The sequence below is a fragment of the Streptomyces sp. NBC_01264 genome (assembly GCF_026340675.1).
In the GTDB taxonomy this organism is placed as follows: Bacteria; Actinomycetota; Actinomycetes; order Streptomycetales; family Streptomycetaceae; genus Streptomyces.
This window is the reverse complement of record NZ_JAPEOX010000002.1, coordinates 2,427,846-2,443,746: the sequence shown is the minus strand read 5'-3', so window position 1 is coordinate 2,443,746 and position 15,901 is coordinate 2,427,846. Positions and strand designations below refer to the sequence as shown.

Below are 15,901 nucleotides of genomic sequence, written 5' to 3'. Positions count from 1 at the left end.
GCTGCACCGAGTCGCGGATGACCTCGATGACCCTCCGCTGCCGGTCCGTGAGCCCGGAGCTGTCGGCGCGGATGCCTGGAGGTCGCCCTGGCAGCGAGCGTGCGGGGCGTACGGGCTCCGCCTCCGGGTTCAGGCTTGCGTCACTCATGGCATGCACCGGCTCAAGTCGGCTCTGGGAGCGGTTCTGGGCAGTGATGGTGGCACTGACACTGTCTGCGGTGGTGGTCACGTCGGCCCCTCTCGAAATGTTCTCCCTAGCTGGACAACGGTAGTTGCTTTCGAAAGGTTGCGCCAAACACACGTTCGAGTGAAAAATCGGAGATCACCCACCGTGTTCACTTTGTGAGGTGTATATGCCGCCGACGGGCTGTCCGGGCCGAACGGGGGTTCGCTTCCGGATCCACTGCTTACGGTACCCTTCCGGGTCGGGTCGCCACCGTCCGGGTCAGCGCCCAGTGTGGCACCGCGAGGCCTGCTATCCGGCCATCGGACGCCGCGACACGCGGAGCGGTGTAAATCCACCACAACCCAAGATCTAGTGGTTGGATGAGCGCTGCCACCCAGAAGTTGTGGTCCTCGGTCTGCCGAGGCCCTCGACATCGCATATGCTTGTGGCTGCTTCGAGAGCCTCCGACAGAGCTTCGGCCCTGCCGCTCAGGGGACTCGCGAGGTGATTCAGTCGTGCCAAGAGGAGGGTGAGGGAACCATGCACTGCCCCTTCTGCAGGCACCCCGACAGCCGTGTCGTCGACAGTCGCACCACCGACGACGGCACGTCGATCCGCCGGCGCCGCCAGTGCCCCGACTGCTCCCGTCGCTTCACGACGGTGGAGACGGCCTCGCTGATGGTGATCAAGCGCAGCGGGGTGACCGAACCCTTCAGCCGTACCAAGGTCATCTCCGGCGTGCGCAAGGCGTGCCAGGGGCGGCCGGTCACCGAGGACGCCCTCGCCAAACTCGGCCAGCGGGTCGAGGAGGCGCTGCGCGCCACCGGGAGCGCCGAGCTGACCACCCACGACGTGGGTCTGGCCATACTCGGCCCGTTGCAGGACCTCGATCTGGTCGCGTACCTCCGGTTCGCGTCCGTTTACAAGGCGTTCGACACACTCGAAGACTTCGAGACCGCCATCGCGGAACTCCGCGTGCCGCGGCCTCACGAAGAGTGCGAGCCCGGTGGGACCGCTCCGGTCCCCGTGCCCGCCTCCGCCGCCGACTGACCGGCCTGCCCGTTCCCCGTCGCATGCGCGTCGTGGAACGGCCGGTGGGTCCGGCGAAGAAGACGTAGATACAAGACACACAGCACCGTGCCGCGGAATAGCGCTGGCACTTTAGGGCGTTTTGCCCGCATTGGGAGGAACGGCATGACAGAGACGGCGAGCAGCTCGGCACGAGGTTCCCGCGCCAAGGGCACCAAGACTGCCAAGAGCGGCCTGCGTATCGAGCGCATCCACACCACCCCGGGCGTGCACCCGTACGACGAGGTGACCTGGGCGCGCCGCGACGTCGTCATGACCAACTGGCGCGACGGCTCGGTCAACTTCGAGCAGTACGGCGTCGAGTTCCCCGACTTCTGGTCGGTGAACGCGGTCAACATCGTCACCAGCAAGTACTTCCGCGGTGCGGTCGGCAGCCCGCAGCGCGAGACCGGTCTGAAGCAGCTCATCGACCGGATCGTGAAGACGTACACGAAGGCCGGCGAGGACTTCGACTACTTCACGTCGCCCGCCGACGCGGAGATCTTCGAGCACGAGCTGACCTACGCGCTCCTGCACCAGATCTTCAGCTTCAACTCGCCGGTGTGGTTCAACGTCGGCACGCCCCAGCCGCAGCAGGTCTCCGCCTGCTTCATCCTGGCCGTCGACGACTCCATGGAGTCGATCCTCGACTGGTACAAGGAAGAGGGCATGATCTTCAAGGGCGGCTCCGGCGCCGGCCTGAACCTCTCCCGCATCCGCTCCTCCAAGGAGCTCCTCTCCTCCGGCGGCAACGCCTCCGGCCCGGTCTCCTTCATGCGTGGCGCCGATGCGTCCGCCGGAACGATCAAGTCGGGCGGCGCCACCCGCCGCGCGGCCAAGATGGTCGTCCTGGACGTGGACCACCCGGACGTCGAGGACTTCATCGCGACCAAGGTGAAGGAAGAGGAGAAGATCCGCGCCCTGCGCGACGCGGGCTTCGACATGGACCTGGGCGGCGACGACATCACGTCCGTCCAGTACCAGAACGCCAACAACTCCGTCCGTGTGAACGACGAGTTCATGACGGCCGTCGAGAACGGCACCGAGTTCGGCCTGCGCGCCCGCATGACCGGCGAGGTCATCGAGACGGTCGACGCCAAGTCGCTCTTCCGCAAGCTCGCCGAGGCCGCGTGGGCCTGTGCCGACCCGGGCATCCAGTATGACGGTGTGATCAACAACTGGCACACCTGCCCCGAGTCCGGCCGCATCACCGCGTCGAACCCGTGCAGCGAGTACATGCACCTGGACAACACGTCCTGCAACCTCGCCTCGCTGAACCTGATGAAGTTCCTCGACGACGACGGCAAGGGCAACCAGTCCTTCGACGCCGAGCGCTTCTCCAAGGTCGTCGAGCTGGTCATCACCGCGATGGACATCTCCATCTGCTTCGCGGACTTCCCGACGCAGAAGATCGGCGAGAACACCCGCGCCTTCCGCCAGCTGGGCATCGGCTACGCCAACCTCGGCGCCCTGCTGATGGCCACCGGCCACGCGTACGACTCCGACGGCGGCCGCACCCTCGCCGCGTCGATCACCTCGCTGATGACCGGTACCGCGTACAAGCGCTCCGCCGAGCTGGCCGCGATCGTCGGCCCGTACGACGGCTACGCCCGCAACGCCGAGTCGCACAAGCGCGTCATGAAGCAGCACGCCGACGCCAACGCCGTCGCGCCGCGCACCGAGGACCTGGACAACATCATCTGGGCCGCGGCCACCGAGGCCTGGCAGGACGTGATCCGCCTCGGCGAGAAGAACGGCTTCCGCAACTCGCAGGCCTCCGTCCTCGCGCCGACCGGCACCATCGGTCTCGCGATGTCCTGCGACACCACGGGCGTCGAGCCGGACCTGGCCTTGGTCAAGTTCAAGAAGCTCGTCGGTGGCGGCTCGATGCAGATCGTCAACGGCACCGTTCCGCAGGCCCTGCGTCGCATGGGCTACCAGGAAGAGCAGATCGAGGCGATCGTCGCCCACATCGCCGAGCACGGCGTGGTCGTCGACGCCCCGGGCCTGAAGCAGGAGCACTACTCGGTCTTCGACTGCGCGATGGGCGAGCGTTCCATCTCCGCGATGGGCCACGTGCGCATGATGGCCGCGATCCAGCCCTGGATCTCCGGCGCGATCTCGAAGACGGTCAACATGCCGGAGACGGCGACCGTCGAGGAGATCGAGGAGATCTACTTCGAGGCGTGGAAGCTGGGCGTCAAGGCGCTCGCGATCTACCGCGACAACTGCAAGGTCGGCCAGCCCCTCTCCGCGAAGAAGAAGGAAGAGGAGAAGGAGGAGGTCACCGCCAAGGCGGAGGACACCATCCGGACGGCCGTCGAGAAGGTCATCGAGTACCGCCCGGTCCGCAAGCGCCTCCCGAAGGGCCGCCCGGGGATCACCACCTCCTTCACGGTCGGTGGCGCCGAGGGCTACATGACCGCGAACTCTTACCCGGACGACGGTCTCGGTGAGGTCTTCCTGAAGATGTCCAAGCAGGGTTCGACCCTCTCGGGCATGATGGACGCCTTCTCGATCGCCGTCTCGGTCGGTCTGCAGTACGGCGTCCCGCTGGAGACGTACGTCTCGAAGTTCACGAACATGCGCTTCGAGCCGGCCGGCATGACGGACGACCCGGACGTGCGGATGGCGCAGTCGATCGTCGACTACATCTTCCGTCGCGTGGCGCTCGACTTCCTGCCCTTCGAGACCCGCTCGGCCCTCGGCATCCACTCCGCCGAGGAGCGTCAGCGCCACCTGGACACCGGTTCCTACGAGCCCCTCGACGAGGAGTTCGACACGGAGTCCCTGACCCAGGCGGCCCCGCTCGCCGCGGTCCAGGCCGTCCCGGTCGCCAAGCCGGTCGCGGTCGCCCCGGTCCCGGCCCCCAAGACGGCGCACTCCAGCGCCGAACTGGTCGAGATGCAGCTCGGCGTCTCCGCCGACGCCCCGCTGTGCTTCTCCTGCGGGACGAAGATGCAGCGCGCCGGCTCCTGCTACATCTGCGAGGGCTGCGGCTCCACCAGCGGCTGCAGCTGACGGGTACGCCGCTGCCACTGAGTAGCTGAGGAGCGGGGACCGGCCACTGGCCGGTCCCCGCTTCCGCGTTCGCGGTCAGTGGGGGAAGGTGCGGGCCGGGCGGGTGATCACTTCCTCGCGGAAGACCTCGATCGCCGAGGCGACCTGGCGCATGAGGTGGGTGTCCTCGATCCGGTCCAGGTAGAGGCAGCGGGCCGCCAGGCCGGTCAGCTCGAAGGCGAAGCACAGGGACATCAGCGGATTCACGAACAGCTCGCTGCCCCGGGTCCGGGAGGTGAACCGGACGTCCCCGAACGAGCCCCGGACGGCCGCGGCGATCGAGCCGTGCACGATGCTCGGGTGGTCCGGCGTGCGGTCCTGGGCATGGGCCACGGCATCGAGGTACAGGGCGCCCTCGCGGGTGTTGCGCGAGATCGAGAACGCCCCGAGATAGGCCCCGTCCCGCTCCAGGGCCGCGATGTTCTCCAGCACGAGCGAGTGGCTGATCCCGTGGTACGCGTCCACGCCGAAGCCGACCGACACGACGAACCGTTCGGGTACGTCGTCCAGCGCGGCCAGTGCCGCCACGCTGGTCATGTCCTCCTCGGGGGTGCCGAGCCCCGCTTCGTCACCCCGCATCAGGATGTCGGTGCCCCCGTCGACCAGGACCACCGCGTCGATGCCGTGCAGGTCGATCAGGGCCCGGTAGGCGGCCCGCAGCGGCTGGACGCCGACCGATTGGAAGGCGTACACCGTGGACGGGTAGCGGTGCAGTTCCAGCCACTGGGCCAGGGTCCGCTCGGGGAAGTACGTCTGGTGCGGTGCGGAGCCGGGGGTGACGGCGACGACGCCCGGGGCGACCCAGTCGTCGATCGGGAGGCCCGCGAGCGCGCTGAAGGAGAGGTTAGCCAGGTGGACCTCCTTGCCCTGGTGCATGAGGGAGAGGGCGATCGGGAGGCCGGCGTAGACGTCGAAACCACCGCCGGCCCCGGCGACGAGGATCCGCTCGGCCGAAGCCAGGCGGGTGAACAGCGGGTTGGTGTGCAAGGCGGGCATGGCCATCATTGTGCGGGGGCGGCCTGAGGGCCGCCCCCGAATATCGCGGTGCGGAGAACGGGGGAGCCATGGGGAGCAGGGGCGCAGTGTGGGGCGGCGACGAGCTGGATCTCGACGCCTATCTGGAGCGGATCGGCTGGGAGGGAGGGGAACTCCGCGCGGATCTCGCGACGTTGAAGGCAGTACACCGGGCCCACACCGGTGCGATCACCTTCGAGAGCCTGGACGTGCTGTTCGGCCGCCCCGTCGGGCTGGACGTCAAGACGATCGAGGACAAGCTCGTGCACGACCGCCGCGGCGGGTACTGCTACGAGCAGAACACCCTGCTGGCCGCCGCCCTGGAGCGGATCGGCTTTGAGGTCTCCGGACGCGGCGCCCGCAACCGCAGCCGGGGGGACGGCCTGACCGCGGTGACGCACGCCGTCCTCGTCGTCACCGTCGACGGGGAACCGTGGCTCTGCGACGCCGGGTTCGGGTGGCAGGGGCCGCGCGAACCCGTGCCGCTGGCGCGCCCCGGTGCCGAAGTGCGGCAGGGGGAATGGGTGTTCCGCGTCCGGGAGGAAGCGGACGGGGTCCTCGTGTTCGGCGTGCCGCGCGAGGGCGCCTGGCGGGACCTGTACGCCTTCTCCCCGCAGCCCTACCACCCCGTCGACTACGTGGTGCTGAACCACTACAGCTCCTCGCACCCCCGCTCCTCCTTCGTCGGCCGGGTCGTCGTCCAGAAGCAGGCCGACTCCGAGCGGACGGCCCTCGTGGGACGGGAGCTCTCCCGGCTGCTCCCCGACGGGCGGACCGAGCGGCGGGAGGTGCCGGCCGGGGAACTGCTCGCCCTGCTCGGCCGGGAGTTCGGGATTCGGCTGTCCGAGCGGGACGAGGCCGAACTCCTTCGGATGTACCGCGCCGAGGACTGACCCGGGCCCCGCCGGGCCCGTACGATGGCGCAGTGCTGGTCAAGTGGATTCGCTGCACGGTGACGGACCGACGCGGGTTCGAGCGCGGGCAGCGCAAATGGGCCGGGCTCCCCGGCGAACCGGGATTCCGGGGTCAGGGCGGCGGCTGGAGCCGGGGCCGGCAGGGGGTGGCGCACGTCTTCACCTTCTGGGAGAGCCGTTCCTTCTACGACTCCTTCATGGCCCGCTCCCACGACCGGCTGGCCGCTTCGCAGAACGGAACCTACACCGACGCGCGGGTCACGCTCTTCGACCACCGCTTCGACGTGAAGACCGGCTTCGAACCGCGCTTCACCGACGCCGACGTCGTCCGGGTCGCCCACACCCGGGTGCGCGAGGGCCGCGTGGACCATTTCGCGCTCATGCAGGAGAAGGTCTGGAACCCGGCCATGGCGGGATCGCCCGGCATGGTCCGGGGCCTCTTCGGCGAGGCTCCCGGCCGCGAGTTCCTGGTGCTCTCGATGTGGCACGCGGCGGCAGAACACGGCAAGTACCGGCAGGAGCGCGTGGAGCGGCTGTCGCTGCGCGCCCAGATCCAGGCCGATGTGGAGGCCCTCACCGGGGACGTCGTCGATCTCGAGGCGTCCTGGACGGTGTGACCGGGCCTGCCTGACGACCCGACTGTATGGTCGCCGCCCCGCCCGATCGGCGAGCCCCGGTCGGTGTGCCCGGCAGTGGCCGAATAGGGTCGTGGAATGGTTCGACCACGGCGCATCGTCCTTGTCCGGCACGGGGAATCGGAGGGCAATGCCGATGACACGGTGTACGAGCGGGAGCCCGACCACGCCCTGCGGCTGACCCGCACCGGCCGCGAGCAGGCGGCGGAGGCCGGCGTGCTCCTGCGCGAGCTGTTCGGGGACGAGCACGTCAGCGCGTACGTCTCCCCGTACCGCCGGACCCTGCAGACCTTCCGCGAGCTGCGCCTGGACCCGACGCGCGTACGGATGCGCGAGGAGCCGAGGCTGCGCGAGCAGGACTGGGGGAACTGGCAGGAGCGGGAGGACGTACGGCTGCAGAAGGCGTACCGGGACGCGTACGGGCACTTCTTCTACCGCTTCGCGCAGGGGGAGTCGGGCGCGGACGTGTACGACCGGGTCGGGGCCTTCCTGGAGAGCCTCTACCGCAGCTTCGAGGCCCCGGACCATCCGGAGAACGTGCTGCTCGTGACCCACGGCCTGACGATGCGGCTGTTCTGCATGCGCTGGTTCCACTGGTCCGTGGCCGAGTTCGAGGCCCTGTCCAACCCGGGGAACGGCGAGTACCGGGTGCTGATGCTCGGTTCCGACGGCCGGTACTGGATGGACCGCCCGTTTGAGCGGTGGACCACACCGGAGCCTTACGACCTGGACGGCTAGAGTGACGCGCGATGACCTCTGACTCCTCTCCCGAAAGGCGCTACGCACGCGCCATGGCCAGCCTCCGGGGGCTGGCCCTGGGTGACGCACTGGGCTCCCAGTACTTCGTCCCCGTGAACTACCCGCTGCTCAAGCGGCGCGAGCTGCCCGCGGGCAGCGATCCGTGGCAGTGGACCGACGACACCGAGATGGCCTGCTCGGTGGTGGCCGTGCTCGCCGGGCACGGCAGGGTGGACCAGGACGCGCTGGCGGCCTCCTTCGCCCGGCACCACGACTTCGACCGCGGCTACGGGCCCGCCGTGAACCGGATGCTGCGCCTGATCCGCGAGGGCGCGGACTGGCGCACGCTCGCCGCGGAACTCTTCAACGGGCAGGGCTCCTGGGGCAACGGAGCGGCCATGCGGGTCGCCCCGCTGGGCGCCTGGTACGCCGACGACCCGGAGCAGGCCACCCACCAGGCGGAGATCTCCGCCTACACCACCCACCAGCACCGCGAAGCGGTGTGCGGCGCGATGGCCGTGGCCGCCGCGGCCGCGCTGGCGGCCGATCCGGCCGGGCCGCCGAAGGCCGCCGACCTGCTGGACGGGGTGATCGCGCTGGTCCCGCGGAGCGCGGTGGGCGCCGGGGTGCGGCGGGCGCGCGACATGCTCGACTACGGCGACGCGACCACCGTCGCCGCGGTACTGGGCTGCGGGCGGCGCACCAGCGCCCACGACACCGTGCCGTTCGCCCTGTGGTCGGCGGCGCGGGGTCTGGACGACTACGAGCGGGCCTTCTGGACCACCGCCCAGGTGGGCGGAGACGTGGACACGACCTGCGCGATCGTCGGCGGAGTCCTGGGCGCACGCGGGGACGCGGTGCTGCCGCCGGCCTGGCTGGCCCGGACCGAGGCGCTGCCGGCCTGGCTGCCGGAGGCGGCGGGGTAGTTCGCCCTCCTCCGTTTGTCACGGTCCTGCCACAGGCATCTTTTGAGCCTGTTCAAAACTGCAGGTGACCGGCCTACTCTGTCGGCTTCGCCACCCCCGCCCCACGGCGGGGGCGGCCGACAGGGGAGGGGAACCCGATGTCAGCAGGGAACACCGGCGCGGAGAACGGCGCGGAGAACACCGAGACGGCGGATGCCGCGGGCGCGGAGGCGAAAGCTCCCGCCCCGGCGCCATCCGCGCCCGTGCCATCCGCGCCCGTGCCATCCGCGCCCGCGCCACCCGCGCCGCCCGGCTGGGATCCCAAGGCCTGGCGCACCCACCAGCTGCGCAAGGAGCGCGCCGCCTCCGGCGCCTGGTCGATCGCCCCGCTCGCCTGGGCCGAGGCCGCGCGCCCGGCCGCCGTGGGACCGGTACCGGTCGTCGTGCTGGGCGCCGTGCTCGCCTCCGGCATCGCCGTCTCCCTGCTCCTCGGCGAGGGGCTCGGGCCGGGTCTGCTCCTCGCGGTGCTGCCCGCGCTCGTCGCCGCCTGGGCGGCCGCCCGCACGGCCGGCCGCACGCTGCGTCCCTGGACCGCGCTGTGGGCGCTCGGCTGCCTCGCGCTGCTCGCCGTGCCCGCCCTGCGCGCCTCCGCCTGGCCGGCCGTCACGGCCCTGCTCGCGGCCCTGCTGACCGGCGCCCTGGCCCTGCACGGCAGCCGGAGCTGGCCCGGCATCCTGCTCGGCCCGGTCGGCCTCCTGGACTCCGCCGTCCTCGGGGTGCGCTGGGTCTGGAAGGGCCTGCGCTCGCGCGGCGAGGGGCGCCGGGAGCGCTTGCTGCCGGTGATCAAGGCCGTCGTGGTGGCGGTGGTCCTGCTGGCCCTCTTCGGCACGCTCTTCGCCTCCGCCGACGCCGCGTTCGCGGACCTGCTGAGCGGGCTCACCCCCGACGTCAGCGGTCTGGACGGCCCGGTCCGCTTCCTGCTCTTCGCGCTCGGCCTCCTCGTCGCGGCCGCCGTCGCCCGCGCGGCCGCCGCCCCCTCCCGCTGGGACCGGATCGAGGTGCGCCCGGGGAAGGCGCGCTCCCGGGTGGAGTGGGCCCTCCCGCTCATCGTGCTGAACCTGCTTTTCGCCGCCTTCAACGCCGTCCAGCTCGCCGTCCTGTTCGGCGGGTACCGCAAGGTCCTGGAAGCCACCGGCCTCACCTACGCCGCGTACGCGCGCCAGGGCTTCTGGCAGCTGCTCTGGGCCACCCTGCTCACCCTCGCCGTCATCGCACTGGCCCTGCGCTGGGCCCCGCGGGAGGGAGCCGGCGACCGGCGGCTGGTGCGCGTCGTGCTCGGCACGCTCTGCGCGCTGACCCTCGTCGTCGTCGCCTCGGCCCTGCGCCGCATGGACCTGTACGTGGACGCGTACGGCCTGACCAGGCTGCGCCTGTCGGTCGCCGGTATGGAGCTGTGGCTCGGCCTGGTGATCGTACTGATCATGGCCGGCGGGCTGTTCGGGGCGCGGTGGCGGCCCCGCGCGGTCGCGGGGAGCGCCATGGCGGCCGTACTGGCCTTCGGGCTGATCTCCCCGGACGGGGTGATCGCGGAGGGCAACGTGACGCGGTACGAGCAGGACGGCAAGATCGACCTGGCCTACTTCCAGTCCCTGTCGGCCGACGCGGTGCCCGCCCTGGACCGGCTGCCCGAGCCCCAGCGCTCCTGCGCCCTGCGCGGGATCGCCAGGGAACTGGAGGCGGCGGGCCGCACGCCCTGGTACGCGACGAGCCTGGGGGAGCGGCGGGCCCGGCAGATCCTGGGCGAGCGCGGGGTGAGCGCCTCGTACGAGCAGTGCAGGAGCCTGGGAACCTTCGGGAGCCGGATCGAGTACTAGCCACCACCGCCCAGGGCGCGTTCCGGCCCGGGAGAGGCCCGGGACGGAGGCTTCCCGCGCCGGACCCCTCGTACGGGACTGCGCGCTCAGGCGGCCGGACCGGCCTGGGCGGCGGCTCCGTTCAGGGCCTCGAGGTCGCTCTTGCGCACCCGGACCACCAGCAGCGCGGTGACGAGCGCGAGCCCCGACATGGCGACGGCGGCGATGAACGAGGTGGAGATCCCCTGGGTGAGGACCGCGTCCCCCCAGGGGTCGGGCAGCCGGCCGGTCTGCTGGAAGGCCGCGGCCTGCCCCTGGTCGGCGTGGGCCATGAAGTCGGGGACCTGTTTGCCGGCCTCGTTGCGGCTGGCCGTGCCGAAGACGGTGACCAGGATGGACAGTCCGAGCGAGCCGCCGACCTGCTGGCTGGCGTTGAGGAGTCCGGAGGCCGCGCCCGCTTCCTGCGGGGCCACTCCGGAGACGGCGGTGAGGGTGAGGGTGACGAAGTTCAGGCCCATGCCGAATCCGAACAGCAGCATGGGGCCCAACACCCCGGAGGCGTAGGAGCTGTCGGGTTCGATGAAGGTCAGCCAGGTCAGTCCGATGCCGGTGAGCGCCGACCCGATGACCATGAACGGCTTGGGGCCGAAGCGCGGCAGCAGGCGCTGGGAGAGTCCGGCGGCGGTGACGATGGCGACGGTGATGGGCAGGAAGCCGATGCCGGACCGGATCGGGCTGAAGTTCAGCACGTTCTGCACGAACTGGACGATGAAGAAGAACATTCCGAACATGGCCGCGGCCAGGCTGAGCATGATCACGTAGGTGCCGGTGCGGTTGCGCTCGGCGAACATGCGCAGCGGGATGATCGGATCGGCGGCCCGGGACTCGACGAGCACGAAGGCCGCGAGCAGGACCACGGCCAGGACGAACGCGCCGATGGTCACGCCGTCGCGCCAGCCGTCCTGGGAGGCGCGGATGAACCCGTAGACCAGCGAGGTCATCCCGACCGTGGAAGTGAGGGCTCCGGCGATGTCGAAGCGGCCCGGATGGCGCTCGGACTCGCTGATGTAGAGCGGGGTCAGGAACGCGATCAGCAGCCCGATCGGCACGTTGACGAAGAACACCCAGCGCCAGTCGAGCCACTCGGTGAGCATGCCGCCGGCCAGCAGGCCCACCGCGCCGCCACCCGCGGAGACGGCGGCGAACACGCCGAAGGCGCGGTTGCGTGCGGGCCCCTCGGCGAAGGTCGTGGTGACCAGGGCGAGGGAGGTCGGCGAGGCGATGGCGCCGCCGACGCCCTGCAGCGCGCGGGCGGCGAGCAACTGCCAGGGCTCCTGGGAGAAGCCGCCGAGCAGGGAGGCCAGGGTGAAGAGCAGGATGCCGGTCAGGAAGACCCGGCGGCGGCCCAGGATGTCGCCCGCACGGCCGCCGAGCAGCAGCAGGCCGCCGAAGGCGAGGGTGTAGGCGCTGATCACCCAGGACAGGTCGGTGGTCGAGATCGCGAGGTCGGTCTGGATGTGCGGGAGCGCGATGTTCACGATCGTCGCGTCGAGGACGACCATGAGCTGACAGGCGGCGATGACGGCGAGCGCCACTCCTGGGCGCCCCTCCCGGCGGGCCGCGCCCGGTATCTGGAGTTTGGAGAGCTGAGGAGTTGTCACTGTGGATCCCCCCAAAGTGAAATAGTGAACATAGGCGTTCACAGCGAGACCAAGGTAGGAGTCAGCCTTAGTGAACGCAAGCGTTCACTAAGGCTGTACGTACGTGCGGGGGACGCGCGTACGGGGCGGAGGGTTCGGGAGTGATGAGTTCGCGCTGGTCAGTGGCGGCCCCGGGGCGCAGGCGGGGGCCCGAACTCGAACGGGCGATTCTCGACGCCGCGTTGGAGCAGTTGGGCACCGTCGGCTGGAACGCCCTCACCATGGAGGGCGTGGCCTCGGGGGCCCGCACCGGAAAGGCGGCGCTCTACCGGCGCTGGCCCTCGAAAGCGGACCTGGTGGCCGAGGCGCTGCGGACGCGGCTGCCGCCGCTCGGCCAGATCCAGGACCTGGGGTCGATCCGCGAGGACCTGTACGCGCTGTGCGTGCGGATGCGGGACGTCATGCACTCGCGGGCCGGGCAGGCCCTGCGGGCGGTGCTTCACGAATGCGATCACAGTCATGCGGAGCGCTTCCACGGCCTGATCTGGTCGGGGCTGCACGAACCGGCGCACAGGCTGATCGGGGAGCTGGTCCATCGCGGAATCGACCGGGGGGACGTCCGATCGGACGCGACCGGTCCGTTTCTCGTGGACGTGGTTCCGGCGCTGATGATGTACCGCACGAAGGTGTGCGGGAGCGAATGGAGCGACGGGGACATCGCCGAGATGATCGACGGGGTGATGGTGCCGCTGCTCAGGGTGTGAGACGGGCCGGGGCGGACGGCGCGGCGCCGAGGTGGCCGGGGCCCGGCGGGGAGGGGGCGGCGGCGTGGCGGGGAGGGGGTGACGGCGCTGCCGGGAGGGGGCGGGGTGTGCAGGCGGCCCGGGGCGGCGTAACCTTGCTGGCGCCATGCCGTACGAAGCACCCACTCACACCGTCGAACGCTCCCTCCGGGCGACCACCGGCGCCAAGCTCATCGCCGGGGTCGACGAAGTCGGACGAGGGGCCTGGGCCGGTCCCGTCACCGTCTGCGCGGCGATCACCGGTCTGCGCCGGCCGCCCGCGGGACTCACCGACTCCAAACTGCTCACCCCCAAACGCCGTGACGCGCTCGTCGGCGTCCTGGAGGACTGGGTCACCGCCTACGCCCTGGGCCACTCCTCCCCCGAGGAGATCGACGAGCTCGGGATGACCGCCGCCCTGCGCCTGGCCGCGGTGCGCGCCCTGGAGGCGCTGCCCGTGCGGCCCGACGCGGTGATACTCGACGGCAAGCACGACTACCTCGGTGCGCCCTGGCAGGTCCGGACGGTGATCAAGGGCGACCAGTCCTGCGTCGCCGTCGCCGCGGCCTCGGTGATCGCCAAGGTCCGGCGCGACCGGATGATGGCCGAAATCGGTGAACAGGGCGGCGGAATCGAGGACTTCGCTTTCGCCGCCAACGCCGGATATCCCTCGCCCGTGCACCGGGCGGCATTGGAGGAGCAGGGGCCGACCGCGTACCACCGGCTCTCCTGGTCCTACCTCGACGCGCTGCCCCGCTGGAGCCACCTCAAGAAGGTGCGCCGCAGCGAGGAAGCGATGGAGCTGGAAAACGGAGGCCAACTCGGCTTCGATTTCTGATCGCACGCAGGTGCCACCAACCGGTACGTTTCGCACCGGTGTTTGATAAAAATCAGCTCATGCCTCTCACCCCCGCCCCCGAGGAGCCTCAGATTCACGAGAGTGCCCAGGGTCCCCGCGTCACGCCGGCCGCGAGCCGCACCGCGCAGACCCCCCGTCCCGTCCCCGGTCCCCGTCCCGCTCCCAGGCCCGCGCCGCCCGCCCCGCGGAAGCCGCAGGCCGGTCGCGGTCCCGTAGCCTCCACCACTCCCTCGGTCTCGGCGTCCGTGCCGCAGGTCCAGCTGATCCCGGCATCCGCCGAGGGTGCGCTGGACGCGGCCGAGGAGGCCGTGGACCTGCTGCTCGACACCGGGCGCGCGCCCGGTGACATCCTGGTGCTCACCACCGGCGACCCGCACCCGTGGGCCGCGCACGAGCTGTCCTTCGGCGAGGCCGCGTACTGGGCCCTGCACGACGCCGGGGACGACGTCTTCTACGCCGACGCGGCGCACGTGCAGCGTGCGTCCGGGCGTCCCGTCGTGGTCTTCGCCGTCAACGGCGGACCGGTCGACGCGGCCGCCGCAGCCCTGCCGGTCGCCCTCGCGCGAGCCGGAGCCATCCTGATCGTGTGCGGCGAGCCGCAGCGGATCAACTCCGTGCTGGGGGCGGGCGTCTGACGCCCCGTACCCCCGCACGGTCGAGGGGCGGGGCGGGCTGGTGGCCGGCCCTGCCGAAGTCCGAGGCCTAATGGGACGTATCGGGTCGTAGAGACTTGATGTTGTAGCCGCCAGCAGGTGAGCACTTCCGATGCCGGAGCCGTTCGAGTTCTGTGGTCAGACCGTGCCCCTGCTGGTCGGCCGGGAGGCCATGACCGCTGATGGGATGGCGTGCCCGCCCACGGGCGTGAGCACTGGATCCATTAGGCCGCGTGCCGTGCCTTCCGCAGGCTGCTGTGCAACTGAACGAACGGATACGAGCGGGAGAGAACTGTTGCTGCTGATCGGTGACGACTGGGCCGAAGACCATCACGATGTCGAGGTCCAGGACGGGACGGGCCGCAAGCTGGCCGTCGCGACCCTGCCCGAGGGGGTGGAGGGCATCGCGAAACTGCACGCGCTCATCGCGAAGTACGGTGGCGCGGATGTGGACTCCGCCGAGGTGGTGGTGGGGATCGAGACCGATCGCGGCCCGTGGGTGCAGGCCCTGATCGCCTCCGGCTACCAGGTGTTCGCGATCAACCCGAGGCAGGTCAACCGGTTCAAGGAACGCTACGGAACCTCCGGCGCCAAGAGCGATAAAGGCGATGCGCACGCGCTGGCAGACATGGTCCGTATCGACCGTGACCAGTTGCGGCCCGTCGCTGGAGACAGCGAGCAGGCCCAGGCCGTGAAGGTCGTCGCCCGTGCCCACCAGACACTGATCTGGGAACGCACCCGCACCTTCCAGCGGCTGCGCAATACGCTGCGCGAGTACTTCCCCGCGGCCCTGGACGCCTACGCCGACTTGGCGCTGACCAGCACGGACGCACTGGAGCTGCTGATCAAGGCGCCCACGCCCGCCACCGCGGCGAAGCTGACGCGCCCCCAGATCACCGCGGTCCTGACCCGCCACCGCCGGCACAACCGGCCCCAGAAAGCCGCCACGATCCAGACCGCGCTGCGAGAAGAACACCTCGGTCTGCCCGAACCGGTGACCGCCGCCTACGCGGCCGCCGCGACAGCCCACGCGCGCCTGCTGATCAGTCTGAACGAGCAGATAGCCGAGCTCGAAAGGCAGGTGAAGGCACATTTTCTTGAGCACCCGGACGCTGAGATCTACCTCTCGATGCCCGGCATCGCGGAGATCACCGGCGCCCGGGTGCTCGCCGAGTTCGGGGACGACCCCACCCGCTACGACAACGCGAAGGCCCGCAAGAACTACGCCGGGACCAGCCCTATCACCCGGGCCTCCGGCAAGAGCCACACCGTCCAGGCCCGCTACGTCCGCAACAACCGCCTCGCCTCGGCCCTGCAACTCCAGGCGTTCTCCGCGCTGAACACCTCACCCGGCGCCCGCCGCTACTACGACAAGCAGCGCGCCCGCGACGCCGGCTACAACCCTGCCCTCCGCCAGGTCGGAAACCGCCTCGTCGGCATCCTCCACGGATGCCTCAAAACCCGCACCCACTACGACGAAGCAACCGCCTGGTCACACCACGCCCAGCTCTATCCCTCTTGACATGAAACGGCATGGGATGTCTGACCAGCCGTACGCCCGTTTCCGGGTGTACGGCCGTTGGTCGTTCCCGGGTACGAGGCCCTGCGCGCTCG

General features: G+C 70.5%; 13 protein-coding genes and 1 pseudogene. 11 read left to right on the top strand and 3 right to left on the bottom strand.

The genetic code is table 11. The features are described 5' to 3' along the window. Positions 1 to 229, bottom strand: a pseudogene (locus tag OG435_RS43900) (transcriptional repressor LexA); the annotation flags it as partial. A gap of 477 nt (positions 230 to 706) precedes the next feature. Between OG435_RS43900 and nrdR the strand changes: the two are divergent. Beyond that, positions 707 to 1,216, top strand: coding sequence for a transcriptional regulator NrdR (nrdR, locus tag OG435_RS43895; protein WP_250748823.1), 510 nt, complete (start codon positions 707 to 709; stop codon positions 1,214 to 1,216). A 144-nt stretch (positions 1,217 to 1,360) separates the two neighbouring features. After that, a complete protein-coding gene (locus OG435_RS43890; RefSeq protein WP_266886316.1) occupies positions 1,361 to 4,255 on the top strand; it encodes a vitamin B12-dependent ribonucleotide reductase in 2,895 nt (964 codons plus the stop codon). Between the two features lie 75 nt (positions 4,256 to 4,330). Here OG435_RS43890 and OG435_RS43885 read toward each other — a convergent pair whose 3' ends face one another. Continuing rightward, entirely contained in the window at positions 4,331 to 5,290 is a 960-nt protein-coding gene (locus OG435_RS43885; protein WP_266886314.1) for a DUF1152 domain-containing protein, read from the bottom strand. 68 nt (positions 5,291 to 5,358) lie between these two features. Here OG435_RS43885 and OG435_RS43880 point away from each other — a divergent pair, with 68 nt between their 5' ends. The 5 genes from OG435_RS43880 to OG435_RS43860 all read left to right on the top strand — a co-directional run bounded on the left by OG435_RS43880 (position 5,359) and on the right by OG435_RS43860 (position 10,374). Beyond that, positions 5,359 to 6,201, top strand: a complete 843-nt coding sequence (locus OG435_RS43880) for an arylamine N-acetyltransferase family protein (protein ID WP_266886312.1) — start codon at positions 5,359 to 5,361, stop codon at positions 6,199 to 6,201. Positions 6,202 to 6,233: 32 nt separating this feature from the next. After that, entirely contained in the window at positions 6,234 to 6,839 is a 606-nt protein-coding gene (locus OG435_RS43875) for a YdbC family protein (protein WP_243331790.1), read from the top strand. Between the two features lie 96 nt (positions 6,840 to 6,935). Beyond that, positions 6,936 to 7,595 (top strand): histidine phosphatase family protein, encoded by a 660-nt coding sequence (locus OG435_RS43870; RefSeq protein WP_266886308.1) that lies wholly within the window; start codon positions 6,936 to 6,938, stop codon positions 7,593 to 7,595. Positions 7,596 to 7,606: 11 nt separating this feature from the next. Next, complete coding sequence (locus OG435_RS43865; RefSeq protein WP_266886306.1) at positions 7,607 to 8,521, top strand: ADP-ribosylglycohydrolase family protein; 915 nt, start codon at positions 7,607 to 7,609, stop codon at positions 8,519 to 8,521. Positions 8,522 to 8,658: 137 nt separating this feature from the next. Further along, the gene (locus OG435_RS43860) at positions 8,659 to 10,374 is read left to right on the top strand and encodes a DUF4173 domain-containing protein (protein WP_266886304.1); all 1,716 of its coding nucleotides are present in this window, start codon (positions 8,659 to 8,661) and stop codon (positions 10,372 to 10,374) included. Between the two features lie 86 nt (positions 10,375 to 10,460). On the opposite strand, the gene OG435_RS43855 is transcribed toward OG435_RS43860, so the two are convergent. Further along, positions 10,461 to 12,014 carry an MFS transporter gene (locus OG435_RS43855; protein ID WP_266886303.1) on the bottom strand — a complete coding sequence of 518 codons (1,554 nt, stop codon included), beginning with the start codon at positions 12,012 to 12,014 and terminating at the stop codon, positions 10,461 to 10,463. A 140-nt stretch (positions 12,015 to 12,154) separates the two neighbouring features. Between OG435_RS43855 and OG435_RS43850 the strand changes: the two genes are divergently transcribed. The 4 genes from OG435_RS43850 to OG435_RS43835 all read left to right on the top strand — a co-directional run bounded on the left by OG435_RS43850 (position 12,155) and on the right by OG435_RS43835 (position 15,809). Next, the gene (locus OG435_RS43850; RefSeq protein ID WP_266886302.1) at positions 12,155 to 12,757 is read left to right on the top strand and encodes a TetR/AcrR family transcriptional regulator; all 603 of its coding nucleotides are present in this window, start codon (positions 12,155 to 12,157) and stop codon (positions 12,755 to 12,757) included. Between the two features lie 145 nt (positions 12,758 to 12,902). Further along, positions 12,903 to 13,613, top strand: coding sequence for a ribonuclease HII (locus OG435_RS43845; protein ID WP_266886301.1), 711 nt, complete (start codon positions 12,903 to 12,905; stop codon positions 13,611 to 13,613). A 59-nt stretch (positions 13,614 to 13,672) separates the two neighbouring features. After that, entirely contained in the window at positions 13,673 to 14,269 is a 597-nt protein-coding gene (locus tag OG435_RS43840; protein ID WP_266886299.1) for a hypothetical protein, read from the top strand. Positions 14,270 to 14,582: 313 nt separating this feature from the next. Next, the gene (locus OG435_RS43835) at positions 14,583 to 15,809 is read left to right on the top strand and encodes an IS110 family transposase (RefSeq protein WP_266875563.1); all 1,227 of its coding nucleotides are present in this window, start codon (positions 14,583 to 14,585) and stop codon (positions 15,807 to 15,809) included. Positions 15,810 to 15,901 lie beyond the last annotated feature (92 nt).